Here is a 22,897-nt window from a genome sequence, read left to right as displayed (position 1 = left end):
ACTACTTAAATAGAATTTTTAACTACTTAAACCTCTTGTCGTATTTTGATTGAATTTCACTTGGCCACAAACTATAAATATAATCTATAAGAGCTAATTTTTTTTCTTCAGAAAGTCTTTGTTCGAATCCAGGCATCATTCCGCCCATCTCTCCCCCACCCTTATTAATTGTATAAAGCAGGTCAGAAGGTGGATGATGCCAAGTATGCGCTGTGCCGTTCAGCGGCGGCGCTGGATAGTTACCGTTCTCATCTTTAACTTTCCAATCCTTGGCAAGGCCGACTCCTTTTGAGCCGTGACAGCTGACGCAGTTTTTATTAAAAACGTCTTCTCCAAGTGCTACATTTAACTCCAGGCTCTTTTCCTTTTCTCCAGAACTGCACCCGGCTAAAATCGCAATTATGGCAATGATATATATTTTCATAGGGGTGAGTCTACTCTAAAGAAATATAAGCTATGTGGAGTTTTAATGTAGTTATTAAGCTTCTAAACTAGCTTGCTTTATTAAGGTCAACTAGCGTCTTCAGGCCAATTTTAATTGCGCTTCCTATAGCAGCGTCATAGTCTACAACATCATCGCTCGATGTTGAGGCGCTAATCACTGTACAAATTGTCCCGGCTCGATAACCCATCTGGCCACATAAGTGAAAAAATAGACTGGACTCCATCTCCATATTGAGCACCTGAAGACCATCGACTTCAAGCTTTGAAAGGCTACCCTTAATGTCAGGAAAGGTATATTTTAGGCCCTCAATAAAGCGCGAGGACGGGCCATAAAAGCCTGGAGAGGAAACCGTTATCCCAACTTCAAATTTAACATTATGCTTGGCTGCTTGCTTTGCCAATGCCTCTGTAATTTCGGTAGATGCTTTTGATGCATAGGGAATAATTTTTCCTCTAAATCTTGAGTCTTTAAGGGCTGCATCCGTCAAAATTTGTTTGGCTTTAATCTCAATTCTTTCAACTATTTCATCTATGGGAGCCTCATCATAGTAGAGCCCAGTATTATCTAAACCAAGCGCATAGGATGAGATTGCAAGAGTATCAGGAGCTATATCTGGGTGAACGCCACCAGACGTACCAAGCCTTATAAATGTCATCGGCGGACAGTCACTTTTACGGGTGTTATCTTTAAGGTTAAACTCATTGGCAATGAAGGCTTCAACCAAGGCAATTTCGACGTTGTCTGTGCCAATCCCAGTGCCAATAACAGAAACTGGAATACCCTTATATGTGCCTGTAAATGTTAGATACTCTCTATTTGAAATCTCTCGCTCAATCGTATCAAACTCTTTAGAGACGCGTATTGCACGCGCCGGGTCTCCAACGATAAAGACATTCTGCGCAAGGTCTCCTTTTTTTATTCCCAAGTGGTAGAGACGCTCATTAACAATTACGATCTCAGATCTACCAGTCATATGTATTAGGATTGTTTTTTGTCATACCAGTATTATATTAATAAGGCTCCAAAGATGCAATCGAAAATACTGTAAGATATTTGTCATTAAAGGGAGGAATCATGGCTAAGGGAAAAGACTCTAGAAAAGAAAAGAAAAAACCAAAAAAAGATAAGCCAATAAAGTAAATATTATTGCGAAGGTTTACTTTAGGCTTAATAAGATCTCATCTACTATTGCCTCTGTGGTTCCCGGGTTTACAAAAGCAAACCTCAAAACTGGCTTACCTCTTACGGAAGATGGAACAACAAAGCAGATTTGTTTTTTAAGTTGCTTTTTTGACCAACTCTTATAATCTGACCAGTCCCAACCTATTCTCTCAAAAGCAACGATTGAAAGCGTGGGCTCAATCAACAAGGATAAATGTGACGACTCCTTAATTACGCCTGACGTGTAGCTGGCAATATTAAGTGAACTCTCTACAGCATTTCGATATGCCTCTACTCCGTATACGGATAAAGAAAACCATAGCGGCAAACCTCTCGCTCTCCTTGACAAATGAAAAGCATAATCTGAAGGGTTGTCACCCTCCTCCTCATCATGAAGAATATCCAAATAACTCGCCTTTTGAGCATGCACTTCTGCTGCTAAACTTTTATCTCTATAAATGACCGCCGCGCAGTCAAGCGGAGCAAAAAGCCACTTATGGGGATCAACAATAAATGAGTCCGCATTTTCAACTCCATTAAACAAATCTTTGACGTTATCTGAAAGCAAGCCTGCGCCTCCATAAGCGCCATCGACATGAAGCCATATTTTGTTCTTTTTTGCGTAATCAGATATACCATTGATGTCGTCTATCACCCCCAAATTTGTCGTGCCAGCTGTTGCAACAACAGCAAATATATCAAGACTCTCATACGTTTTTGAATCATCTCTAAGTTCATTTTCAATAAGCTCACGTGTTAATTGATATGAATCAGTTGTGGCAACAACTATGACTTCACAGTCCATTACTAGGGCGGTACTTTTTACTGAAGAGTGGGTTTGATCAGAGCACAAAATAGCCAAGCGTTTCAACCTGCCGGGATTCTTTTTACGAAACTCCTCTCTTGCAACGACCAATGAAGATAAGTTTCCATTTGTTCCTCCAGCAACAAAGCAGCCTCCAGCACTCTCAGGAAGTCCAACAAGATCAGCGATCCATCGTATGACTTGGTTTTCTGCCCAGACCGCCCCACTCGCTTCTTGCCAAGAAACTCCGCAAAGGGATCCAGCAGAAACTACTAAATCAAAAATCATAGAGGCTTTGGTAGGCGCGGCAGGTATAAAGGCCAAGTTCCTTGGTGAGTCCACTGAAATAATGCTTTGCTCTATAGTATTTTTATATTGATCAAAAACAGTGTCAATAGAGTTTCCCATTTCTGAGATAAGGCTTTTGGCATTTTTTTCAAAAAAATTAACCGACTTTGGATAATCTAAAGTTGGCGGGTCCATACTTAAGCGCTCAATGGTATGAGAAAGGACATTTAATAATATCTTGGAGGCTTTATCATCAAATTTATGCATAGTTCAAGTTTTTAATAAGGGCAGTTCTTACAGCCATTTTTACAGCAACTCCCCTGCTTTATTAGATACCATTTACTAAATACATACAATTCGTCTTCAATAGTAAAGTCCACATTCTTAATGAGCTTAGGTTGAGCGCGATACGGCTCAGCAAGTTTTTGAAAACTCTCCATACCATTCTCATCTATAAGTGACTCAATTTTATTGTTAATTACATCTCCAAGGCACGATGGGCAAAAACAGTCTTGCTCTAGGGTTGGAGACATAATTGCAGGAAAACTCATACACCAGCAGTTGCCTGTCCCAGCACCACAACCAAATGATTGATTGCACTTAGAGCAATTTTTAGCAGTCATAGTTATAAAAAATGAAATTGATTCTAGATTTTGACATCGATTCTAGTGCAATGCAACAACAATATATCTAATGCATAAAATAGTAAGTTGTTTTAGTCAAATACTAAATTACACCAATTTTTAAACAGGGTAAATGAAGCTTTATTATTAACCGCTAAATTATCAGTAATACTGCTCGTTAAATCTTCAAGACCGTTAACACTTAACTCTTCAAAAAAGTTAGGTACGCCAGGAATTTTCATCCAGCCATCCAAAGTGTGACTGCAGACCTCAGGATGAAACTGGCATGAATAGGCATTCTCGCCTACTTGCATAATGTGGTTTTGACAAGCCAAAGAGGTTGCTAATATAACAGAGTTCTTCGGCGGCTTTATTACCTCTACTAAGTGCGCATTAACCCATTTTTCAGAATCTTTAAGGTTATAAAGGAGTGGGTGATTTAGTCCTGCTTTGGTGGGCTCAATTTCAAACAGACCTACCTCATACCTTCCAGTATTGACCGCCTTGCCACCCATTGCTACCGCAAGGAGCTGATGCCCAAGGCAAATGCCTAAAAACGGCATATTTAAATCTTCAACCGCATGGCGAATAGCTTCTTTCTCGTCAATCAGCCAAGGAAACTCCTCCTCCTCCCATACGTTCATCGAGCCTCCCATCACCCAGAGACCATCAAACTTTTCTAAATTAGGAATTTTGTCGCCAGCATGAAGGTCAATCTCGTGAAAACTAACATTCTGAATATCGGCAAAATCTCGAAAGATTCCAGGATTCTGAGAAGTCATATGTTTAAAAACAAGAATATTTTTTTTCAAAAGAAAAATTTTTAATTTAATAGTTGTATTCTAATTTATGAACTACAAAGTTATCAGTTATTATTTTAATGATTAGCTTTATTAAAATTCAATTAAGCCCTCTTAGTCTCAAAGTAATCATGTGAAATAAAACACACTGTTGCAATAAATAAACAGAGCAATTAATGGAATACATCTATAATTTTATGTTTTAAGAACATAACAAATAAAATGGCATTTAGAACAATAGAGTCAGTAATAGCTCCAGGTAACCTTCATTTTGTAGGGGACGGCTTTAGAGTTCATGGAATTCTTGGCAGAGAGGAGCCACTCACAATGAAACGTATGAGCCCATTTCTATTAATGGACTATGGTCCAACGCATTACTTTCCGCCAAATAATGGCGCGCCAAGGGGTGTTGGCTCGCACCCTCACAGAGGCATTGAAACGGTTACGATTGCTTACAAAGGAAGGGTTGAGCACCATGACAGTAGTGGCGGCGGCGGAATCATTGCAGAAGGTGATGTGCAGTGGATGACCTCAGGCTCTGGCATTCTTCATAAAGAGTATCACGAAAAAAACTTTGGTAAAAAAGGCGGTGAGATGCAGATGGTTCAGCTCTGGGTTAACCTGCCTGCCAAAGACAAAATGACGACACCTAAATACCAAAACCTTAATAAAAAAAATATTACTACGGTTCAGTTAGAAAATAATGCGGGCTCTGTAGACATTATTGCCGGTGATTTTGAAGGCAGTAAAGGCCCAGCCTCTACGTTTACCCCGTTAAGTCTATACAACGTTCACCTAAATAAAGGCAAGGGAACTAGCTTTAGCTTTACTGCTAGTCACAACACAGGACTTCTAATTACCAAAGGAAGCGCTACAATCAACAACATTGAAAAAGCGCCAACTAACCACTTTGTCCTCTTTGAAAATGACGGCAAAGAGTTCACCATTAGGGCAGATGAAGATGCAACCATTCTGATTCTTAGCGGCGAGCCTATCGATGAGCCTATTGCCTCATATGGCCCGTTCGTGATGAACACCAATGCAGAGATAAAACAAACAATTGATGACTTTAATAGCGGCAAGTTTGGGTATTTAGACTAGCAACTAATTAAAAAATGGCTCATTTTGAATTATTTACTTTTAAAAAAAACTCTTTATAATTACCTACTTTTAAAAATTACTAACCTTCCCATGAAAAATAAGTTATCAAAAGCACTTCTACTTGTAGTGTTTGCTTTTAGTGCAAATGCAAACGCAGATGACTCTGACGCCATAAAGCAAGGCTTACTTTCAAGTATGTCTTCGGGCATTGCCTCTTCTATTGCCGGCGTTATTGGCGGACAGGGTGATACTGAAGTTGAGTTTAGTGCTAAAGAAGATAGCAAACCAGAATTTTCAATTATGACGGTAAGACCAATATCTGTTCATCCAGGTAAAGATGCGTGGTTTGTTCAGCTGCAACTGAGTAATACTCAAATTAGAAGTAAAAGTAGACTGACAACAAACATTGGCTTAGGCTACAGGACACTATCAGATAATAAAAAATCAATGATTGGTGGAAACGTCTTTGTTGACTATGATGCGAAGGGTAACTCAAGATACAGTTTAGGTTTTGAATTCAGGACTGCAGTCTTCGATATTTTAATTAACCACTACGAAGCAATCTCTGGACAAAAGACGGTGGGTGACTTTAAAGAAAGGGCACTTAATGGAAACGACATGAGTATCAGCGGCCAGATCCCCTATCTTCCGTGGGCAAAAATTAATTTAACGCATTATGAGTGGAAGAAAGTCAATAACTCTAAAAACTCCAAGGGTGATAAATTAAGCTTTGACTTGCATCTAACCCCTAATGTAATTATGGAATTAGGTGTTGATGATAACAACATCCAAAAGAAAGATAACTTTGTAAAAATATCCTTTGTTTTCCCTGCTAGAGAAGGCCCTGCAGCATCAACAGACTTTATATCAGATGAAGCCTTCCCAGACGGTGATATGAGCTCACAGCTTTTATCAAAGGTAAAGCGATCAAACAAAATTACGCTTGAGTCTGAAGGCGTTGGCGTAACTATTTCGAGGCTTGACTAATGAATAAATTATTTTTACTATTGGCTCTATTGCTGAGCTCAATTTCTTTACAAGCGAGTGCTGCAGCGTGTGCTGTTGCTCAAGATGGTGACTGCGCCCAACCTGATGAATACATAGTGACGATGTTAAAACTAGAGCTTTGTACAGGTGCTCCGGCATCACTGGTAAATACAACCGAAGCTCTAAGCTCATATGACGTTACTTGTAATGGCGCCGTTACGGTAGGAACTGGAAGCCTGACCTTTGACGTAACCTCAGTGGCAGCTGGACAAGCGATTGCTACTTTTGCCTCTACAACGGGCCTGCCTATTGGCACAACATTTACCCACATCAAGCCGACACTTTCAAGAGAAATAAAGATGAGAGGCTCAGTAACTATTGCTGCTGGGTCCAACTATACAGGAATTTGTAGTACAGACTCGGTTGCCACTGCTGGTAGCGGTAATAAATACGAAAGAATGTTAGCTGGCAAGACATCTGGGACTGCAACCCTGCAAACTTTTTATATTGGCACAGACGCTGGAGCTGCATCTAGTAGGGGCACGACGAGTCAAAATGCTGTAAGCGCAACATCGTATAGGATTTGTACTGCTCAGAACTGTTCGACCTCAATTGGAACTGGATCTGGTGGTGCTAATGGTTCTTCGAATAAATGGCTGCCTTTTGATCCCCTTTATGGAATTGCAATTGAAGATGTTGCCTCTACAGATACCGACTTTAGCTTGATATACCCTCTTTCAGAGCCCTATACAGTAGGACCTACAGCGCCAAAAATTGATATTGCTTTTGGATCTAAAGGCTCTTTAAGTGCCAAGGGTACTGGAGCGGCAACGTGTGCAATGACCCCATATTACGTGAAATCCAAGTTTACTATTACTGATTAGATTTTGTCATCTTTGAGTAACTATTTTAAAGCTAATTATAAGGCTACCTCTATTTTGAGACATTTGACTTGACCAAGTCAAAAGAAACTAGCCTGTAATCATGATTTAGCTTTATACATAGCAAGGCGAAATAGCACAAGATGTGCCATTAAGTGTCTGTAAAAATTGACAGTATAGGCTTGTAAGAAATAAGTTTTACAAAAGGTTTAAAAGAAGACTCGATAGTCTACTGAATAGAGAATATTTTTAAACTCTGTCTTGTAGCCTTGAGTGAAACTGCGAAAAGAGTCGCCATCACAATCAAGATTTTGAGACTTGGCTGAAACGCCAAAACCCTTTAATAGCCCTGAATTAGCATACATACCCAGATTAGGGTTCAGACCCCAACAGGTAGCCTTTGTCTCTGGACCGCCCACACCATAGGTACCAGTTCCAGAAACAGTTGGGTAATTAGTATTCGTTACTTTTCCAGAAAAATATGAAACATTTAAACCTATATAAGGGGTAAAGCTTGAGGAAGTATCAAACCTATAGCTTGGACCTAAATTAAGGGTGACGCCCTTCGTTGTGAATGTTGGAAAAGGCCTAACAACATATCCACCTTCAAAAGTAGCTGCCGTATCTTTAGTCTTCATGCTGCTTTCAGTAATTCCAGCATTAAAGTAGATGTTGTCGCTAATTTTTCTATAGTAATCAACACTGATAGCATAGTCTTTATTAGTTACGGTGTTATTGTTGAGCGTGCCTTTTTTAACGTTTGTACCCAGGTTGCCTGGAAGAGTGGTATGCATACCGCTTGCAGAGGTGAGGGAGCCGTTAGCAGAAACTGTGATACCGAATGAGAGCTCATTAACGCTTTGATCAGAATAATCTTCTGCAATAGCGCTTGTTGAAAATAGCGCTGTGAGAAAGAGCAGCCCCACAAGCATTATTAGTTTATTTTGGACTAATATTTTCATAAACTAATAATGCGACTTAAATATATTTAGTCAGTGACGTTCAAGAAAATTTTAGGTGCGCCCGATTGAATCTTATCTATATCGTTATTGTCTCCGGTACTAAACTTAAGGGAGTTTGCATCTGTTGCTTTAACGCTCAAAGCAAAAGTTGAATCTTCTGTTACATTGTAAGAGGTATCAAGGGCTGTTGTCCATCCAATTTTTGCAGCAGTTTGACAGGTTGTTGCAAAGACATCCGCACTAGTAAGCAAACTAGCCGTTGGCGTTCCGCGAGCCGCCCCTACACCCATTTTTTCAAACGTATATTTATCGCCGTTTGCCCCTAAATCGGCCGAACAATAACCCTGTGAAAACCTAAGCAATGCTTCGTTAGCAAAGACAACTGTTCCTTCAGAGGTGCCGCAGTCCATATTCTGTACATTTGTTGCAAGAGATGTACCGTGCACAGTAGTTACTGCATCGTCACTACTATTATTTTGAGGCGCATTTGGATATAGACCAGCATTACTCGTCCAACAATACGTGCCGCCATTTCCATCACCCGATGACCCGTCAACAGCAACATTAAATCTTCCTGACCACTTCATGCCCAACTTGTTACTCAAAAGAACATACAAGTATTGGTAGGTCCCTGGATCAATTGTAAACTCTGGAATATCAAGGGTCGTACTAACGCCTGCCTGGATATCAAGCTCAATGCCTGCAGCGCTCTCAAAGAACATCTGACAACTCGTCAAGTCGTTTAGGTCTGGGTTAGCTTTGCAAATACCCATTTTGTATAGGTTCAGCTTATATGTATCAGGTGTGATTCCACAATCTGGAGTTGGGGTGTTCGCCGTATAGTCCACATTTCCATTAATATCATAAAGCGTGGTATCGCCCTTAACAGGATAAAATTCATTCGCATCCTGAGGATTCTTTGCAGCACCATCAAAAACGATTGCTCCGGCTCCATTAACCACGCAAAGGGCATTTGCACTCGTTGTAAAAAAAGCCGAGACTAAAAAGAGTCCAAGCAGAATTGTTAGTTTATTTAAGTTGAATGTTTTCATATTAGTAATCCCTCACTATTAATGTGCCAGATTTCTTCTTAACGATTCTTTTCTATAAAAATTAATCAGTTTACATATAAATTTAACTGAATTGGATCTGCTCCAGTTTTAATAAACTCGTTATCATTACCACCACTAAAGTCCATAGAAACTGCGCCTTGTGTGCGCATCTTGAGCTCAAACGTACTGTCCTCTGTAACGACATGAGGAGTTGTAAGTAGTGTAGTCCAAAGAATTTTGTGTGAATTTGCACATTCTGTTGCAAATGCGTTAGCAGTATCGAGAAGTGCAATTGTAGCAGAGCCATTACCACCTGGTACAGCTCCAAAGTTCTGAGTATCACCGTTAGCCCCAAAACCACGAGAACACAATTCTTCAGTCAAAATATTTATAATTTCATACGTAAATACAGGTGCTGAAGCAGACTCAGCACCACAAGTAGCCATTGCGATACCGCTCACGTCATAGTCATCTATGGTTGTTACGCCATGTGCGGAAGACGTAAATGCTTCATTTGTGTATGCCGTTGTTCCAGTATTAGATGTCCAGCAAAATTTACCTTCCCCATCTCCAGCACCACCAGTATTGGAGCTTGTTTCCCATGCATGCTTAATGCCCAGCCTACTTCCAATGACAGCTACCATATAGGGGTAGGTTCCAGGATCAATTGAAAATTCTGGGATATCTAATACCTGAGAGGCAGGATATTCAATGTCTATCGTTTTTCCAGCTGCTGAATTAATAATATACTGACAAGAGCTCAAATCATTTGTCTTTGTGTCAGCAGTGCAAATTGCAAGCTTATAAAATACTATTCTATAGGTATCTGGTGTGTCGCCACATTGATCTGTCGCTGTTGTTGGTGCTCTACTATCCTTAACAGGAGTTTCACCAGACACAGTAGTTATAACATCACCTACTTTTATACACATTGCATTTGCACTTGTTGTAAAAAAAGCTGAAACTAAAAACAGCCCAATTAATAGTGATAATTTATTTAAGTTTAATGTTTTCATATTAGTAACCACTCACTGTTAGAACGCCAGATTTCTTCTTAACGATTCGATTCTCACGTTTGACTAGGTCATAGCGCTGATCGCCAAGCTTTTTAAGCTCGTAAGCCGAGCTTGCGAGTTCAAATAGTTTTGGTTTTGTATTCTCTACGCCAAAGCCCCACGTGTAGTTCAGGTTAATAGTATTGGTATCTTTAGTAGCGGCCAGCTTATAATCATGATGCTCATAGCTTACCGATACGTTGTCAGAGAGGTAACCGCCGAGCGTGTACTTCCTGCTCTTCTTATCTTTCATACCGTCAATACCATCCCACTGCACTGCGTTCATTCCAAACATCATGCCTGGAAAGTAAGGAAGTGCTACCTTGAAGCCCATATCTCTGCCGTCAAGTGCTTTGGAGTTAACACCGCTCTTATCTTTAATGTAGCCTGTTGTGCCATTGTATGAGTTCACCCTTGTCTCAAAAATCGAGCTAATAAGCTCAAAGCCAACGCCATTACGTTTGTGATCGTTTGGAAACTCGTGATCGTAAAACGCGTTAACGCCGGTCATCCATGTCTCGTCAGCGTTGAGTCTTCTATAGCCTAGACCAAGGTTTAAAGTCGTTCTCTTATCAAAACGATTGAGGTTGATCTGGTTAAAAATAAATGAATTTGGGTTGTCGCCATAAGCCCTAAGAACACCAATATCAACCGATGAGTCACCCTCTTTTAGGTTGGTGCTGACCTCAACGGTATTAAAGTTTGGACTTAATAGAGCGCCAATACCTGTCGAGACAAAAGAGCTAGCGGAGCTAGTCATTCTACTCATCAGTGAAGACTTGATTTGCTCAGAGTCATCCGCGCTTACGCTGAGTGAGAAACCGAGTGACATTGTTAAGAGTGCACTGAGCGCTGTCTTTGTTAGATTTGAATTTGAAAAACTCATTTCATACTTCCTTATAATAATAAATTTGTAAGGGACGAATTATATAGTTTAGGATGCATCGTGTATATAATTCAAATAGAGCCACATAATTATAAATAATAATTTATAGCTATAAAAATATTTATTAGGTTAGTTAGGCCCCACTGATGCCTCGAGCCTGGGATATTTAAAACCTAAAGTAATTCCCCTTGCTAAGGAGAATATAATCAACGAAGCCCAAAGCCCATGATTGCCATATTTAGGAAGCAAAATGGCGAGTGCTATCAAATAAACACAAAAAGAAATAAACATCATATTGCGCATATCAGCTGTCCTTGTAGCGCCGATAAAAATTCCATCTAACATCCACGCGGCTACCCCAGCCAAAGGAGCAATCACCATCCAAGGGAGATACTCATAGCCAACAGTCCTCACATCCTGCGCAGTTGTCATAATATTAATAATACTATTACCAAAAACAAAAAATGCTAGCGCCATTAGAATCACTGAGCCAAGACCCCATTGACTTGTCATTACCACTGCCCTTCGAAATAGTGGTCTGTTTTTAGCGCCAAGAGCCTGCCCTACCAAAGCCTCTGCTGCAAAGGCAAACCCATCAAGGGCGTAGGCAGTAATATTTAAAAATTGAATCAGTACCTGGTTGGCAGCTAGCGTCGCATCATCAAAACTCGAGCCTAGAAACAAAAAACTAACGAAACTAATTTCTAGCAGAATTGAGCGAATCATTATGTCGCTATTTACTTTGGCCATTTGCATTAGGCGCGCTCTATCAAATATCTGCAGCCAGTTTTTCCAGTAGCCATTATTAAAGCCCTCCCTTGCAAGCCAGAGTCCAAATATAAGGCCTGACCATTCTGCTATCAGAGTTGCAATAGCGACCCCTTCAACGCCCCATCCAAGCTTTAAAACAAACACTAAATCTAATGCAATATTGATCCCATTGAGAACCAATTGAAGTAGCAGAACTGCTCGAGTTTTTTCTTTAGCAATCAGCCAGCCAGTAATTCCAAAAAGAGCGATAGCAGCAGGCGCGCTATAGACCCTAATCTGTAAATATTTTTGCGCTAAGCTCTCTACCTCCATAGAGGCAGGAGATAACTGCAGAGCCCCTAAAAAAATAGGTACCTGGGCAATGATTAATATCAGGCCAGCTGTGAAACCAATAATGACTCCTCTGACTAGAAGGGCTGATGTTTCAGGTTTGTCACCAGAACCGATAGCTTGCGCGGTAAGTCCTGTTGTGCCCATCCGTAAGAAACCGAACAGCCAATAAATTGCCGTGATGATGATTGCGCCTATACCGACAGCACCTATTGGAACTGCCAGTCCTAACTGCCCGACAACCGCAGTATCGACAGCGCCTAAAATTGGGATTGTGGCGTTCGCCAATACGATTGGAATAGCCACACCCAAGACTCTCTTGTGCGAAAGGTCTTTAGAATTTGTTTGCATTTTTATGACTTAATTAATGCCGTTAAAGGGCGTCTCTTTTAAACTTTTGATTAAAGAGCTTAAATCGCCAGTACAGTATAAATGCAAGGAAAGCATAGACTAGCTTAGCAATACTAAAGACTCCTGGAGTGCTTACAAACCTGGCAAGCCAGTTATAACCCTTGGTGTTACTCCACACATAGATAAAAGCTTCAACGCCTTTTATTTCGGAGCCATCTGGAAATTCAACATAAAGCGCCTTTAAGTACTTATCGCCCTTCTGACTGCAGTTTTCGTATTCGAGCTGTGAGCGTTTTTTGTAGTGCTTAATTTCAAAGTTGCAGATACTGCACTCTTCATTAAACAAAACCTTTCCCTCTGATTCAGTTTTCATAATTCTATTCATTAGTTATTGAGCTACTGTTAGTAATTACTTACCAAACTTTCCATAAAGATAGCCAGCGATTGCTGCAAAAATAGCAAATGGCGCTGACATCATAAGCCAGTAAATTATATTATTGATACTCTGATCAACAACAAAAGGTCGAACATAAAAGGAAGTCGAAGCGAAAAGGCTCCAAGCAACAAAGGTTCGTGCGTAATAAATAGCTTTAGATCCAGACTCTATCTTCGGTCTTGCAATCTTAAAGAAAAGATACCCAAAGCCAACTGACACAAGGATACTTATAAAGTTAATCATTTTTTAGATCTCCGAAAATATAAAAAATTAGGCCTAACTTGAGTTACATATTGGGCACTTTAAATCTTTACCAATTTTAACCTTTCTAAAACTTAAATCCAAGCCGTCAACGAGTAAAAGTGTTCCGCATAGCTCATCCCCTAAGCTCAATAGAACCTTGATAGCCTGCAAAGCCTGAATCGTGCCAATGAGTCCAGCTACTGGCGCTAAAACGCCATTTTGAACGCAACTCTCATTGTCATCTCCCTCTTCAGAGTAGAGGCACTGGTAGCAAGGTTGGTCCTTCTCATAACCCTTAAAAACAGAGACCTGACCTTCAAAACGAATCACCGCAGCTGAAACAAGAGGCTTTTCAAACTCAACGCAGGCCTTGTTAATTTCAAAGCGACTTTCAAAGTTGTCTGTGCCGTCAAGAACAAGGTCAACACCTTTAACTAATTGAGAAAGGTTGCCCGTATGAACGAGCTCGTTTGCAATCGTCACTTTAATTTCTGGATTAAGCTCAATCAATTTATCTTTAGCAGAATTGACCTTGTCCTTACCGATGTCTTTAGTTTGGTGAATGATTTGACGCTGAAGATTTGAAAGCTCTACCTGGTCAAAATCAGCAATAATTATATGGCCAACTCCCGCAGCAGCGAGATACAGCGCCGTAGGAGACCCAAGACCGCCCATACCAATAATTAGCACGGTCGAGTCCATAATTTTTTGCTGCCCCTCAATATCAATCTGAGGCAACATAATTTGCTTAGAGTATCTGAGTAGCTCCTGGTCTTTCATTAATTTATTGCTTAAAGTACTTATTAATTTTTGGCAAAATTACCATTTGACAGTACGGCTGATTGGCGTTGTTGTTGAAGTAATCTTGGTGATAAGCCTCTGCAGGATAGAATACATCAAGCTCTGAGACCTCAGTTACCGCGCCCTTTATGTTTCCAATCACTGAGGTTGCAATTTGCCTCTGTGAGTCATTGGTATAAAAGATAGCCGATCGGTACTGCGTTCCTTTGTCTGCGCCCTGCTGATTTAGGGTCGTTGGATTGTGAGTCTCAAAGAAAACCTCTAACAAAGACTCATAGTTAACTTCGCTCTCATCAAAGTCAACTTTTAAGACTTCTGCGTGTCCAGTTTGGCCCGTACATATTGCCTCATACGTCGGGTTTTGAGTCGACCCATTACAATAACCATTTTGTACTTCTTTGACGCCGTTAACGCGCTGAAAGATAGCTTCTACGCACCAAAAGCAACCACCAGCAAGGTAAGCTGTTTGCATAATTAATTGTCGTTTATTAAAAGAATATAGTATAACTTATGATGACAAAAGAATGAATAAATGAACTCTAAATCTTAGCTTTCAGACAATCCACTTAAGTCAAATAAATGTACTGGTTCTCTACCGGTTCATTAATGCAGATTTCGAGCCTTCTTCTTTAGCCCACTTAATCGCTAATAATTATATATTTAATAATTGTTTTCTAATTAATACGCCTTAACTAGTGGTTTCGTTAAATACTATTAAAGAGCTACTATCCCTCGCATATTTACTCAGACTTTTAAGGGTACGGGGGGAGCCCCTTTATATTTACCAGATTCATTTTAATAAATTCAAGTAGGATTTTAACTGGCTCTAGAGGCGCTGAACTTTCCCTAAAGTCTAATTAAAAGGCCTCTTCAGGAACTACTTCTGGCTCTGAGGTTGTTAAATAAAGTTGTGGGGGAGAAATCCCAACCTTATACATCCATGGGGGGCCCTCATATGTGTATTCCGAATCATTCCAATCTCTATCTGAACCCCCAAATTCTAAATGAGAAATCTCTTCTTGTTTAAATTTTAGATCAAACAGAGAGTTTGCAGTAACCACTACAGGATTTGGCAGAATAGCGGTAAATAGAACCTTTGCTGTATTCTCACAGGTTGTGGCAAACGTGTCGTCACTCTTCAAAAGGTTGCTAATTATATTGTAGTTAACGCCATCAGAATCACCAGCTGTAAAGGCGAATCGATCACCATTTGCAAGAAAAGTACTCCTATCACTACCGTCATAACACTGATCACTTCCATTATGATCTTGTAAGATATTTGTAAGCTCATAAGTCCATTTTGCTGTCCCTGGTGATGAGCCACAAGCAATTAACATCTTACTACCTGAAACTGCCTGGCCGTGAGCAAGAGAGAGAGTTGTACTAGGATTATATGTCGTTGGTCCTGGATGATCGGTCCAGCAATATGTACCTTTAGGCCATGGAGAACTTTGACAATTACTATCATCTAAGTCCGCTTCAGCTTGAGCGCTTCCATAGTCTTCACACTTGCCCCACACATCATTGGTGGTTCTCCACGAGGCCAGAGTTCCAAATTTACTGCTAAGGACAAACGCTAAATAGTCATAGGAGCCAGGGGCCACCCCGAATCCTGGTGTTGCCAGTGCGCTCGATACTCCTTGCGTAAGAATATGCTCTATCCCAGCAGCTGAATCTAAAATATACTGACAAGAGCTTAAATCATTAGAGGAAGTATCCGCGGTGCAAAGTGCGATTTTAAAAATCGTGAATTTAGTGGCGGTTGGGGTTATTGTGCAGGAGGAAGAAGCGTTACTGCCATTATTAACAGCAAGGCCAGGTGTTGGGGCAGTTCTTATATTTGCAGGTGTAACAATTGCTCCTGTTCCATCAACTACACAATTGGCATTGGCAACTGTTGAGGTGAGAGTTAAGATTAAAAATATACTAGATACTAATAGGCGTGAATACATGATTTTATGTTGAAAAAAAGACATTCTAATCGATAGCTAGGGAAAGATAAACATCATAATGAACTACATATGTATAAATAATAATTTATAGCTATACATACCAACTTCAGAGCCACCATCCCTCGCATATATACTGACTTTGAAGGAACGGGGGAGGCTCATTGAACTCGGCTAACTATTAATAAACCCTCACTCACAGATGAGATAAAGATTGGGCTTATTGCTATTGCTTCTTTGCGTAAAATATGTCGCGATGTTAAAAATAATCTTACTTTCTTTTGCTATTGCTACCCCCCTTGTAATAACTGGAGGAGAGAGTATAGAGGAGTTTCTTAGATATTCTTTAGCGCTCGTAGAAGCTTTTTTTTCTCCTGAATTATCATTTGATGTCAACGAAGTAATTAATTAATAGAGCTACCCTTAAATATATATACAGACTTTGAAGGTAAGGGAAGGAAGGAAGGCAGGCTCACTCAACTCGGCTACGATTTAATTGAAATGCCGGCACTAAGTCTTTTCAAACTAAATCTCCGCACAAAATCCTATAACTACTTTAAGATATGCATTTGAGTGTCTATAATTCTCAATAAGATAATAGTCTATAGGAGTGGTTTTGCAAGGAAGCATCAACAAAAGTCATGGTAATGGCCTAGTATTAATTCTTTTAGCGCTCGCTATTCTTGCTTTAGTTTGGCTATTTACCCCCTTCATTGCCTACCTTTTCCTGTCCCTATTGATCTGCATATCGACTTTCAGTAGCTTTGTAAATCTGTCTCAAAAATACTCAAAAAATCGTGCTGCGATTCTAATGACGCTGCTGGTGACTACGCTCCTAATACTGCCCCTTGGATACATCCTGCTGGTTAGCGGAATAGAGGTTACTGCGCTTATTAACAAACTGCAAAACGACTTTCAGATGAGTGAAATCAGCAGAATAACCGATGAGATAATTATGGGATTGCCTTTGTCAGACTCGATACGTGAGTTTCTTGACAGCTCTCTTCGCAACAACCTCGAATCAATTGCAATTGCCATTAAAGACTTTTCGATCGTAATTTTGAAAAGCATTACTACACTCTCTAGCCAGTTTATCTTTTTCGTGATTATTACAATCTTCTCACTTTACTACTTTTATATTGATGGCCCATCCTTCATTGAGAAAATTAAAAAAGTGTCCCCTCTCGATAAAAAAATTGATGACCTGCTTCTTAACCAATTCTCTGGATTGTCTTTAACCCTTGTAGGCAGCGTCTTTTTAATTTCAATCACTCAAGGAGTAGCTTTTGCAATAGGGGTAATGATTGTCGGCCTTCCAGCTTTATTTTTTGGGGTTGCGATGGCTCTAGCAAGCTTTATTCCGGTACTAGGGGGAGTCCTGGTCTGGCTGCCGTTGTCGATCTATTTATTTGCAACAGGCGAAACCGTTAACGCACTAATCATCGTCTTTTTTGGCGCAATTTTAGCGGGCACACTCATTGATAATTTTCTAAGGCCTATTATTATTAAGAAGTTATCAAGCTCTATGAATCAACAAAGCGCGTTAAATCATACCTTGATTACCGTCCTTTCAACGTTTGCTGGAATAATTAAGTTTGGCATCCTAGGGCTCTTTATTGGGCCAATCATTGCTGCAATGTCGATTACTATATTTGAGATTTATCAGATTCAATTTGGTAGTCCTGAGCGGTCCTCTTAATAAACAACTCAAAACTATGAATGTAAATGCATTAATTGAAATGGCTTGGAGCGATGAGGCAACTTTTTCAGATATTGAAAGAGAATTCGGCATCAAAGAGCCCGAGGTCAAACGCATCATGCAAAGCAACCTGAAGCCAGGATCTTATAGATTATGGCGGAAACGAGTGCGCTGGATAAAAGAAAAACAAAAGAAACACCTTAAAGTTTAAAAACAATACTGTCATCTAACGGACAGGTATTTTCTAAAAAACTAACTAAAAATCTGACTATAACAGTAAAATAATCACATGGGATTAAATACAGACATTAGTGAAGTTATCACTCAGATTGACAAGGTTATTACATCACAAGATGGCAGATGGCTCAATGTCTCTGACTACAACCTCAAGAGCAAAGATCGTAAAAATATGAAATCGGTGTATGGTTTAATCCATGACATCCTTCATCATGTCGAAAATGACCAAAGAATTGTTGACCGAACCCATAAAGATAATCTAGAATATCTTTATAAAAAAACTGTTGAGCACGTAAAAAACCTCAGTTAGAAAAAGGCTCACTAATAAAAATTGTTCCTACTGAATCCTTGGCATCATAAGGTCTCTGGATTTTTTAATTTATTTATTCATTTAGTTTTTATTCATTATGAAAGCAGCGTTTACTTTATTACTTTTTGTATTGTCTTTTGGACCAATAGGGGTCGTATCAGCTGATTATTCTTCTGGCTTAAGTGCTTACAACAAAGGTAACTATAAAGTCGCTTTTTCAGAGTGGCTGCCTCTTGCTGAAGAGGGAATTTCACAAGCTCAATATAATCTTGGTGGGATGTATGCTAAGGGCTATGGAGTTGGAGTTAACGATAAAGATGCCGTATTTTGGTATAAAAAAGCAGCAGAACAAGCGCACCCAATGGCCCAATATAATCTTGGATTAATGTATCTAATTGGGGCTGGTGTAGGCCAATCATTCGTCGAGGCAAAACATTGGCTTTACTTGTCCTATGAAAACGGAGTTGATGATGCACAAATTTTATGGAATCAATATGAGCTTTGGAAGTATTAATATTTATATTAATTTTGTTCTATAGTTCAATGATCATGGTGCTTTTTGGCCTGTTTAATTAAATCAATCACGAAAAATAATAAGGTATACTAATAACAAAATTCATGAACTACAAAAAAAGGGAAAAAAAATGAAAAAATTTCTAATAAATACTAAAAAGAAAGCATTTACACTTATTGAGCTTTTAATTGTTGTGGCAATTATTGGTATTCTTGCTGGCGTTGGTATTCCAATGTATAACGGCTATATGGCAAATGCCAGAGTTGAAAGTTCCAATACCAATCACAATAACGTTAGGAGCTTTATCGCTGCTACGCTAACAAGATGTTCTTCTGGAGCTGCCACGGTAAATATAAACAATGCAAATGTTGCTTGTAATGACACAGCGTTACCTACTGCGTTTGAAACTTATTTTAATGTTATTAACAATAATCCATACGATAGTAGTGATGCTGCTGTCTCAATCAAGCTTACTGGAACTCCGGCTCTAGGTGAAACTTCATTAGTTGTTACTGGAAGCCTCTACTCAGTGAGCACTAATATTGGTGACGCAGATCGTGGAGATGTGATCGAGGGTCCTGTTGTTATTGGCAGGGAGTAAGTTCAAATTAATACCGTTGTAAAACATCTTAAAACCCGCTTTAAAGCGGGTTTTACACTTATCGAGCTTCTAATTGTTGTGGCTATTATTGGTATCCTTGCTGCTGTTGGTATTCCAATGTATAACGACTACATCACAAGCAGCAATGAATCTTCAGCTCAAAATAATTTAAGAGCCATTGCTTTAATGGAAGAAGATTGGTTTTCTGATAATTCTGCTTGGTATTTAGTGGCTCCCACTGACTCTGCTGCTGCAATAAATACAAATCTCTTTAATGGTAGGCGCACTCTGGATCCAGATGATAGTAACTATTCCTATAATATCATAACGGATGGCACTGGATTCCAAGCTAGAGCAAACGCAAGGACCGGTGTGCGTGTCATTTCATATTGCCTTGATGCAAATAACACAATGCTCAATGGTGCAGACTGTTAAAGCAAAACCACTTTACTTATAAGATTGAAATCCAGAAGTGGTGATTAGAATGTCTCACCCATAGCAAACATTGGTGTATACATAGCAACTAATATTCCACCCACTGTAACTCCCATGAATACCATCATTATGGGCTCAAGCATGACTGTGAGCCTTCCAATTACTACGTCCATTTCACTTTCATAGTAGCTAGCAATTGATCCATACATTTCTTCCATATTACCCGTTCTCTCTCCAACAGAGACAAGGGCAACAAATGAAGCTGGAAAAATATTTGGGGTCTTAGCAAATAATTGAGAGAGTGGTTCACCTGAAAATACACCTCTTCGAACATTAACCATTGCCTCTTTAATGATAAGATTATTGGTAGCATTCGCAGCAATATCGAGAGCCTCCATTTCGGGAACACCAGCTGCTCTTAAATTACCCTGAATCATTGCTATTTTAGATAAAGAAGAGTTGATTATTAGACCACCAAAAAGAGGAAGTTTAAGTACTAATGTATGCCAACCTCTCTTAATTTTATGGCTTTTCCTTATTGCAAATGAAAGAGACATAAAGGAAACTACTAATGAAATAGCAAGAACGCCTCCTTTTAGGGGGTTCCGGAGAAAATTACTCATATCAACAACAAACTGTGTAGCTGCAGGAAGACCGCCAGCCTTTCCCGAAAACATTTCTTCAAATACAGGAACCACAAAAACAAGCATCAAAGAGACTACTGCTCCAGCAACAATTAAGAGAATTGATGGGTAAGTCATTGCCCCCTTAATACTACTTTTTATTTTCTCCTGCTTCTCCATATTAATGACTAATTTTGATAAGAATAATTGCACCTTACCACTAGACTCTCCAGCCCTTAAAAGATTAATATAGATGTTATCAAACGCGCCTGGAAATTTTTCAAATGAATCAGACAAGTTATTTCCAGATTCAACTGATTGATGAATATTTGAGACTAATAATTTGAAGCCCTTATGCTCAGTCTGCTCTTCGATCATCTTTATAGCTTCAAGGATTGGTAAACCTGCTCTCACCATAGTTTCAAATTTCTTTGTAAAGGTAATAACTTCAGTAATAGGAATTTTTTTTGGGATTTTTTTTGCTTTTACTTCCTTTACTTCTTTTTTAATTTTTTTTGATTCTTCCCTTCCAGATACTTTAGTTAGGGACGTGATTATTATCTTATCTTCTTTTAGTTTGAATGCTGCCTCATCTTTATTAATAGCTACAACTTTACCTTCAGTATATTTGCTACCTAAGATACCTTTATAAGAATAAGTTACAGCCATATATGATCCTAGAAAAATTAATCGAGAATTAGTATCCTTTTGTATTCTTCGATACAGATTGATCCGTCTTTAAGAAAGGTTCTACCAAGCTCTTGCATGTTCAAAAAATCATCTTTTTCTAATGCAATCTTTTTAAGCTCGGGTGTAGTTTTTTCTTGTAATATGCCTTCAATTAAGTTATCTGAAATCCTTAAGACCTCATATACACCTTTACGTCCTTTATAGCCAGTCTCATTGCAATTACTACAACCTTCTCCATGAAATAAGGTAACTCTTGTAGCCTCTTCAGCAGAAAAACCCACAGATCGGAGTTGGCTCTCGTTAACACTCTCATCTTCAACTAGGCACTCAGTACAATTTTTTCTAGCTAAGCGCTGCGCTACAATTAGAGTTAAGGCAGATGTAATTAAGTAGGGCTGCACGCCCATATTAAGAATACGAGTAATTGTACTTACTGCATCATTGGTGTGCAGCGTAGAGAGAACAAGGTGTCCAGTTAAGGCAGCTTTAATAGCAATTTCAACTGTCTCTTGATCACGAATCTCACCAACCATAACAACTTCTGGATCTTGTCTTAAAAAAGAACGGAGCGCGGTAGCAAAAGTCATCCCATAGTCTGGCTTTACATGGACCTGACCAACTCCATCAAGAGTAAATTCTACTGGGTCTTCGGCTGTTAAGATGTTTATATCTTCTTTATTAATTTCATTGAGTGCAGCATAAAGAGTTGTTGACTTACCTGAACCAGTTGGGCCCGTAACAAGAACCATTCCTTGAGGCGATTTAATTGCGTCAAGAAAAGCTTTTTCATCGTCTTCATGAAAACCAAGTTTTTCAATTGATAAATCTATGCCGTCAGTATCAAGGATACGCATTACAACTCTTTCCCCAAAACTTGTTGGCATACAAGATACTCGAAAATCAACTTCTTTTTCACCAACCTTTAAAGTGATAGCACCATCTTGTGCTTTCCTTCTCTCAGCAATATCAAGCCTTGACATAATCTTAATACGCGTAATAATCTTAGAATAATTTTCGTATAATAATTTATCAGTCCCAGGCTCTTCCCTTAAAACACCGTCAAGACGAAAGCGCATTCTAGCGGTATGCTTAAAAACTTCAAAGTGAATATCACTGACACCTTCTTTAATTGCTTTTCTAAGATTTTTATCAATAAACTGAACAACTACAGCAGAATATTGTTCACCATCAGCATCATCTTTAGAAACTTCAGCGGCAGCCTTTTCTTGAGTTAATTTATCAAGCCTCGCTTTTTTAGCGATTGCAGGATCAATTTTTGTTTCAGATTTTATTTTTGCATCTTGTACTGCTGCCTTTTCTCTTTGAACGGCTTTTGAAGAGCTATTTGTCTTCAGATTAACTTGTGGAGTTCTTGGCGCTTTTGCAGAAGATGGATCAATAGTGACAAAAGTATCTAAGATATTAGAAATTTGACTAATAGTAACAAGATAAGGATTAATTTTTTTATCCGTCAATAATGCAATACTTTGCATTTGGTTTAAAGCTGAAGGCTCTGATATTGCAACATCTAAAGTATGACCATGAACACTTATTGGAATGATTCTATTTTCAAGGATATATTTCTTTGACAGAATATCAGAAGTAGTAAAGTCAATATTTTCTGTATTAAGCTCTGGTAAAAATTCAATATCATAGCTACCAGAAATTGCATTTGCAATAGCTACTTCATCAGTAAATCTATACTCAATAAGAGTCTCAATCAAGCACTTCTCACCCTCTTCACTGGAGACCATAGCACTTTTAAGATCTTCAACAGAAATCATTTCATTGCTATGTAATAAACTAGCAATTTGTTCAGCTGATTCGGGCGGGATTCCTAGAGATGACATAAAGCTAATCT

The 22,897-nt window shown here is 39.1% G+C and carries 27 protein-coding genes; 10 read left to right on the top strand and 17 right to left on the bottom strand.

From position 1 onward, the window contains the following. Positions 1-22 precede the first annotated feature (22 nt). From ABXT51_RS03585 to ABXT51_RS03565, 5 genes are all read right to left on the bottom strand, one after another. Positions 23-424, bottom strand: a complete 402-nt coding sequence (locus ABXT51_RS03585) for a c-type cytochrome (RefSeq protein WP_416696165.1) — start codon at positions 422-424, stop codon at positions 23-25. Between the two features lie 67 nt (positions 425-491). Further along, positions 492-1,418, bottom strand: a complete 927-nt coding sequence (locus tag ABXT51_RS03580; protein WP_416696164.1) for a nucleoside phosphorylase — start codon at positions 1,416-1,418, stop codon at positions 492-494. Between the two features lie 183 nt (positions 1,419-1,601). Further along, a complete protein-coding gene (locus tag ABXT51_RS03575) occupies positions 1,602-2,966 on the bottom strand; it encodes a pyridoxal phosphate-dependent decarboxylase family protein (RefSeq protein ID WP_416696163.1) in 1,365 nt (454 codons plus the stop codon). 11 nt (positions 2,967-2,977) lie between these two features. Next, complete coding sequence (locus tag ABXT51_RS03570; protein WP_416696162.1) at positions 2,978-3,322, bottom strand: cysteine-rich CWC family protein; 345 nt, start codon at positions 3,320-3,322, stop codon at positions 2,978-2,980. A gap of 92 nt (positions 3,323-3,414) precedes the next feature. Beyond that, entirely contained in the window at positions 3,415-4,134 is a 720-nt protein-coding gene (locus tag ABXT51_RS03565) for a type 1 glutamine amidotransferase (protein ID WP_416696161.1), read from the bottom strand. Between the two features lie 210 nt (positions 4,135-4,344). Between ABXT51_RS03565 and ABXT51_RS03560 the strand changes: the two genes are divergently transcribed. The 3 genes from ABXT51_RS03560 to ABXT51_RS03550 all read left to right on the top strand — a co-directional run bounded on the left by ABXT51_RS03560 (position 4,345) and on the right by ABXT51_RS03550 (position 7,094). Continuing rightward, entirely contained in the window at positions 4,345-5,223 is an 879-nt protein-coding gene (locus tag ABXT51_RS03560; RefSeq protein WP_416696160.1) for a pirin family protein, read from the top strand. Positions 5,224-5,313: 90 nt separating this feature from the next. Then, positions 5,314-6,210 (top strand): inverse autotransporter beta domain-containing protein, encoded by an 897-nt coding sequence (locus ABXT51_RS03555; protein ID WP_416696159.1) that lies wholly within the window; start codon positions 5,314-5,316, stop codon positions 6,208-6,210. Further along, complete coding sequence (locus tag ABXT51_RS03550; protein WP_416696158.1) at positions 6,210-7,094, top strand: hypothetical protein; 885 nt, start codon at positions 6,210-6,212, stop codon at positions 7,092-7,094. Before ABXT51_RS03555 ends, ABXT51_RS03550 begins: the two co-directional genes overlap by 1 nt. Positions 7,095-7,300: 206 nt before the next feature. Here the strand turns inward: ABXT51_RS03550 and ABXT51_RS03545 are convergent, their stop codons facing one another. The 10 genes from ABXT51_RS03545 to ABXT51_RS03500 all read right to left on the bottom strand — a co-directional run bounded on the left by ABXT51_RS03545 (position 7,301) and on the right by ABXT51_RS03500 (position 15,954). Continuing rightward, on the bottom strand, positions 7,301-8,053 hold the full coding sequence (locus ABXT51_RS03545; RefSeq protein ID WP_416696157.1) for an opacity family porin: 753 nt from the start codon (positions 8,051-8,053) through the stop codon (positions 7,301-7,303). 26 nt (positions 8,054-8,079) lie between these two features. Then, on the bottom strand, positions 8,080-9,105 hold the full coding sequence (locus ABXT51_RS03540) for a hypothetical protein (protein WP_416696156.1): 1,026 nt from the start codon (positions 9,103-9,105) through the stop codon (positions 8,080-8,082). 65 nt (positions 9,106-9,170) lie between these two features. Continuing rightward, on the bottom strand, positions 9,171-10,121 hold the full coding sequence (locus ABXT51_RS03535; RefSeq protein WP_416696155.1) for a hypothetical protein: 951 nt from the start codon (positions 10,119-10,121) through the stop codon (positions 9,171-9,173). Position 10,122: 1 nt separating this feature from the next. Further along, positions 10,123-11,046, bottom strand: a complete 924-nt coding sequence (locus ABXT51_RS03530; protein WP_416696154.1) for an inverse autotransporter beta domain-containing protein — start codon at positions 11,044-11,046, stop codon at positions 10,123-10,125. Between the two features lie 129 nt (positions 11,047-11,175). Then, positions 11,176-12,498: an MATE family efflux transporter gene (locus ABXT51_RS03525; RefSeq protein WP_416696153.1), complete on the bottom strand. Its 1,323-nt coding sequence runs from the start codon at positions 12,496-12,498 to the stop codon at positions 11,176-11,178. A gap of 22 nt (positions 12,499-12,520) precedes the next feature. After that, the gene (locus ABXT51_RS03520) at positions 12,521-12,871 is read right to left on the bottom strand and encodes a thiol-disulfide oxidoreductase DCC family protein (protein ID WP_416696152.1); all 351 of its coding nucleotides are present in this window, start codon (positions 12,869-12,871) and stop codon (positions 12,521-12,523) included. A 36-nt stretch (positions 12,872-12,907) separates the two neighbouring features. Next, positions 12,908-13,177: a hypothetical protein gene (locus tag ABXT51_RS03515; RefSeq protein ID WP_416696151.1), complete on the bottom strand. Its 270-nt coding sequence runs from the start codon at positions 13,175-13,177 to the stop codon at positions 12,908-12,910. A 33-nt stretch (positions 13,178-13,210) separates the two neighbouring features. Beyond that, a complete protein-coding gene (locus ABXT51_RS03510) occupies positions 13,211-13,957 on the bottom strand; it encodes a HesA/MoeB/ThiF family protein (protein WP_416696150.1) in 747 nt (248 codons plus the stop codon). A gap of 4 nt (positions 13,958-13,961) precedes the next feature. After that, positions 13,962-14,450, bottom strand: coding sequence for a peptide-methionine (S)-S-oxide reductase MsrA (msrA, locus tag ABXT51_RS03505; RefSeq protein WP_416696149.1), 489 nt, complete (start codon positions 14,448-14,450; stop codon positions 13,962-13,964). Positions 14,451-14,835: 385 nt separating this feature from the next. Then, entirely contained in the window at positions 14,836-15,954 is a 1,119-nt protein-coding gene (locus ABXT51_RS03500) for a hypothetical protein (RefSeq protein WP_416696148.1), read from the bottom strand. Between the two features lie 229 nt (positions 15,955-16,183). On the opposite strand from ABXT51_RS03500, the gene ABXT51_RS03495 reads away from it, so the two are divergent. The 7 genes from ABXT51_RS03495 (at position 16,184) to ABXT51_RS03465 (ending at position 19,723) form a co-directional block, all read left to right on the top strand. Beyond that, positions 16,184-16,339 carry a hypothetical protein gene (locus ABXT51_RS03495; protein ID WP_416679228.1) on the top strand — a complete coding sequence of 52 codons (156 nt, stop codon included), beginning with the start codon at positions 16,184-16,186 and terminating at the stop codon, positions 16,337-16,339. A gap of 204 nt (positions 16,340-16,543) precedes the next feature. Then, complete coding sequence (locus ABXT51_RS03490) at positions 16,544-17,626, top strand: AI-2E family transporter (protein WP_416696147.1); 1,083 nt, start codon at positions 16,544-16,546, stop codon at positions 17,624-17,626. After that, on the top strand, positions 17,601-17,837 hold the full coding sequence (locus ABXT51_RS03485; protein ID WP_416696146.1) for a TIGR03643 family protein: 237 nt from the start codon (positions 17,601-17,603) through the stop codon (positions 17,835-17,837). Before ABXT51_RS03490 ends, ABXT51_RS03485 begins: the two co-directional genes overlap by 26 nt. Before the next feature lie 78 nt (positions 17,838-17,915). Continuing rightward, a complete protein-coding gene (locus tag ABXT51_RS03480; RefSeq protein ID WP_416679223.1) occupies positions 17,916-18,173 on the top strand; it encodes a hypothetical protein in 258 nt (85 codons plus the stop codon). 97 nt (positions 18,174-18,270) lie between these two features. After that, positions 18,271-18,687, top strand: coding sequence for a tetratricopeptide repeat protein (locus ABXT51_RS03475; RefSeq protein WP_416696145.1), 417 nt, complete (start codon positions 18,271-18,273; stop codon positions 18,685-18,687). 130 nt (positions 18,688-18,817) lie between these two features. After that, a complete protein-coding gene (locus ABXT51_RS03470) occupies positions 18,818-19,288 on the top strand; it encodes a pilin (RefSeq protein WP_416696144.1) in 471 nt (156 codons plus the stop codon). Between the two features lie 6 nt (positions 19,289-19,294). Next, positions 19,295-19,723: a type IV pilin protein gene (locus ABXT51_RS03465; RefSeq protein ID WP_416696296.1), complete on the top strand. Its 429-nt coding sequence runs from the start codon at positions 19,295-19,297 to the stop codon at positions 19,721-19,723. A 44-nt stretch (positions 19,724-19,767) separates the two neighbouring features. Here ABXT51_RS03465 and ABXT51_RS03460 read toward each other — a convergent pair whose 3' ends face one another. Continuing rightward, complete coding sequence (locus tag ABXT51_RS03460) at positions 19,768-21,015, bottom strand: type II secretion system F family protein (protein ID WP_416696143.1); 1,248 nt, start codon at positions 21,013-21,015, stop codon at positions 19,768-19,770. Between the two features lie 17 nt (positions 21,016-21,032). Next, a complete protein-coding gene (locus tag ABXT51_RS03455) occupies positions 21,033-22,886 on the bottom strand; it encodes a GspE/PulE family protein (protein ID WP_416696142.1) in 1,854 nt (617 codons plus the stop codon). Positions 22,887-22,897: the final 11 nt, after the last annotated feature.

Source organism: Candidatus Pseudothioglobus sp. Uisw_050_01, assembly GCF_048085775.1.
Classification (GTDB): domain Bacteria; phylum Pseudomonadota; class Gammaproteobacteria; order PS1; family Pseudothioglobaceae; genus Pseudothioglobus.
The sequence above is the reverse complement of the archived record's forward strand: the minus strand, read 5'-3'. Positions and strand labels throughout refer to the sequence as shown.

Excerpts from the sequence above, each read along its gene's own strand:
- ABXT51_RS03560 (WP_416696160.1), top strand. The coding sequence starts at position 4,345 with ATGGCATTTAGAACAATAGAGTCAGTAATAGCTCCAGGTAACCTTCAT.
- ABXT51_RS03475 (WP_416696145.1), top strand. The coding sequence starts at position 18,271 with ATGAAAGCAGCGTTTACTTTATTACTTTTTGTATTGTCTTTTGGACCA.
- ABXT51_RS03575 (WP_416696163.1), bottom strand. The coding sequence starts at position 2,966 with ATGCATAAATTTGATGATAAAGCCTCCAAGATATTATTAAATGTCCTT.
- ABXT51_RS03460 (WP_416696143.1), bottom strand. The coding sequence starts at position 21,015 with ATGGCTGTAACTTATTCTTATAAAGGTATCTTAGGTAGCAAATATACT.
- ABXT51_RS03570 (WP_416696162.1), bottom strand. The coding sequence starts at position 3,322 with ATGACTGCTAAAAATTGCTCTAAGTGCAATCAATCATTTGGTTGTGGT.
- ABXT51_RS03480 (WP_416679223.1), top strand. The coding sequence starts at position 17,916 with ATGGGATTAAATACAGACATTAGTGAAGTTATCACTCAGATTGACAAG.
- ABXT51_RS03500 (WP_416696148.1), bottom strand. The coding sequence starts at position 15,954 with ATGTCTTTTTTTCAACATAAAATCATGTATTCACGCCTATTAGTATCT.
- ABXT51_RS03530 (WP_416696154.1), bottom strand. The coding sequence starts at position 11,046 with ATGAGTTTTTCAAATTCAAATCTAACAAAGACAGCGCTCAGTGCACTC.
- ABXT51_RS03470 (WP_416696144.1), top strand. The coding sequence starts at position 18,818 with ATGAAAAAATTTCTAATAAATACTAAAAAGAAAGCATTTACACTTATT.
- ABXT51_RS03495 (WP_416679228.1), top strand. The coding sequence starts at position 16,184 with ATGTTAAAAATAATCTTACTTTCTTTTGCTATTGCTACCCCCCTTGTA.
- ABXT51_RS03545 (WP_416696157.1), bottom strand. The coding sequence starts at position 8,053 with ATGAAAATATTAGTCCAAAATAAACTAATAATGCTTGTGGGGCTGCTC.
- ABXT51_RS03515 (WP_416696151.1), bottom strand. The coding sequence starts at position 13,177 with ATGATTAACTTTATAAGTATCCTTGTGTCAGTTGGCTTTGGGTATCTT.
- ABXT51_RS03585 (WP_416696165.1), bottom strand. The coding sequence starts at position 424 with ATGAAAATATATATCATTGCCATAATTGCGATTTTAGCCGGGTGCAGT.
- ABXT51_RS03550 (WP_416696158.1), top strand. The coding sequence starts at position 6,210 with ATGAATAAATTATTTTTACTATTGGCTCTATTGCTGAGCTCAATTTCT.
- ABXT51_RS03520 (WP_416696152.1), bottom strand. The coding sequence starts at position 12,871 with ATGAAAACTGAATCAGAGGGAAAGGTTTTGTTTAATGAAGAGTGCAGT.
- ABXT51_RS03580 (WP_416696164.1), bottom strand. The coding sequence starts at position 1,418 with ATGACTGGTAGATCTGAGATCGTAATTGTTAATGAGCGTCTCTACCAC.
- ABXT51_RS03525 (WP_416696153.1), bottom strand. The coding sequence starts at position 12,498 with ATGCAAACAAATTCTAAAGACCTTTCGCACAAGAGAGTCTTGGGTGTG.
- ABXT51_RS03455 (WP_416696142.1), bottom strand. The coding sequence starts at position 22,886 with ATGTCATCTCTAGGAATCCCGCCCGAATCAGCTGAACAAATTGCTAGT.
- ABXT51_RS03510 (WP_416696150.1), bottom strand. The coding sequence starts at position 13,957 with ATGAAAGACCAGGAGCTACTCAGATACTCTAAGCAAATTATGTTGCCT.
- ABXT51_RS03535 (WP_416696155.1), bottom strand. The coding sequence starts at position 10,121 with ATGAAAACATTAAACTTAAATAAATTATCACTATTAATTGGGCTGTTT.
- ABXT51_RS03555 (WP_416696159.1), top strand. The coding sequence starts at position 5,314 with ATGAAAAATAAGTTATCAAAAGCACTTCTACTTGTAGTGTTTGCTTTT.
- msrA (WP_416696149.1), bottom strand. The coding sequence starts at position 14,450 with ATGCAAACAGCTTACCTTGCTGGTGGTTGCTTTTGGTGCGTAGAAGCT.
- ABXT51_RS03540 (WP_416696156.1), bottom strand. The coding sequence starts at position 9,105 with ATGAAAACATTCAACTTAAATAAACTAACAATTCTGCTTGGACTCTTT.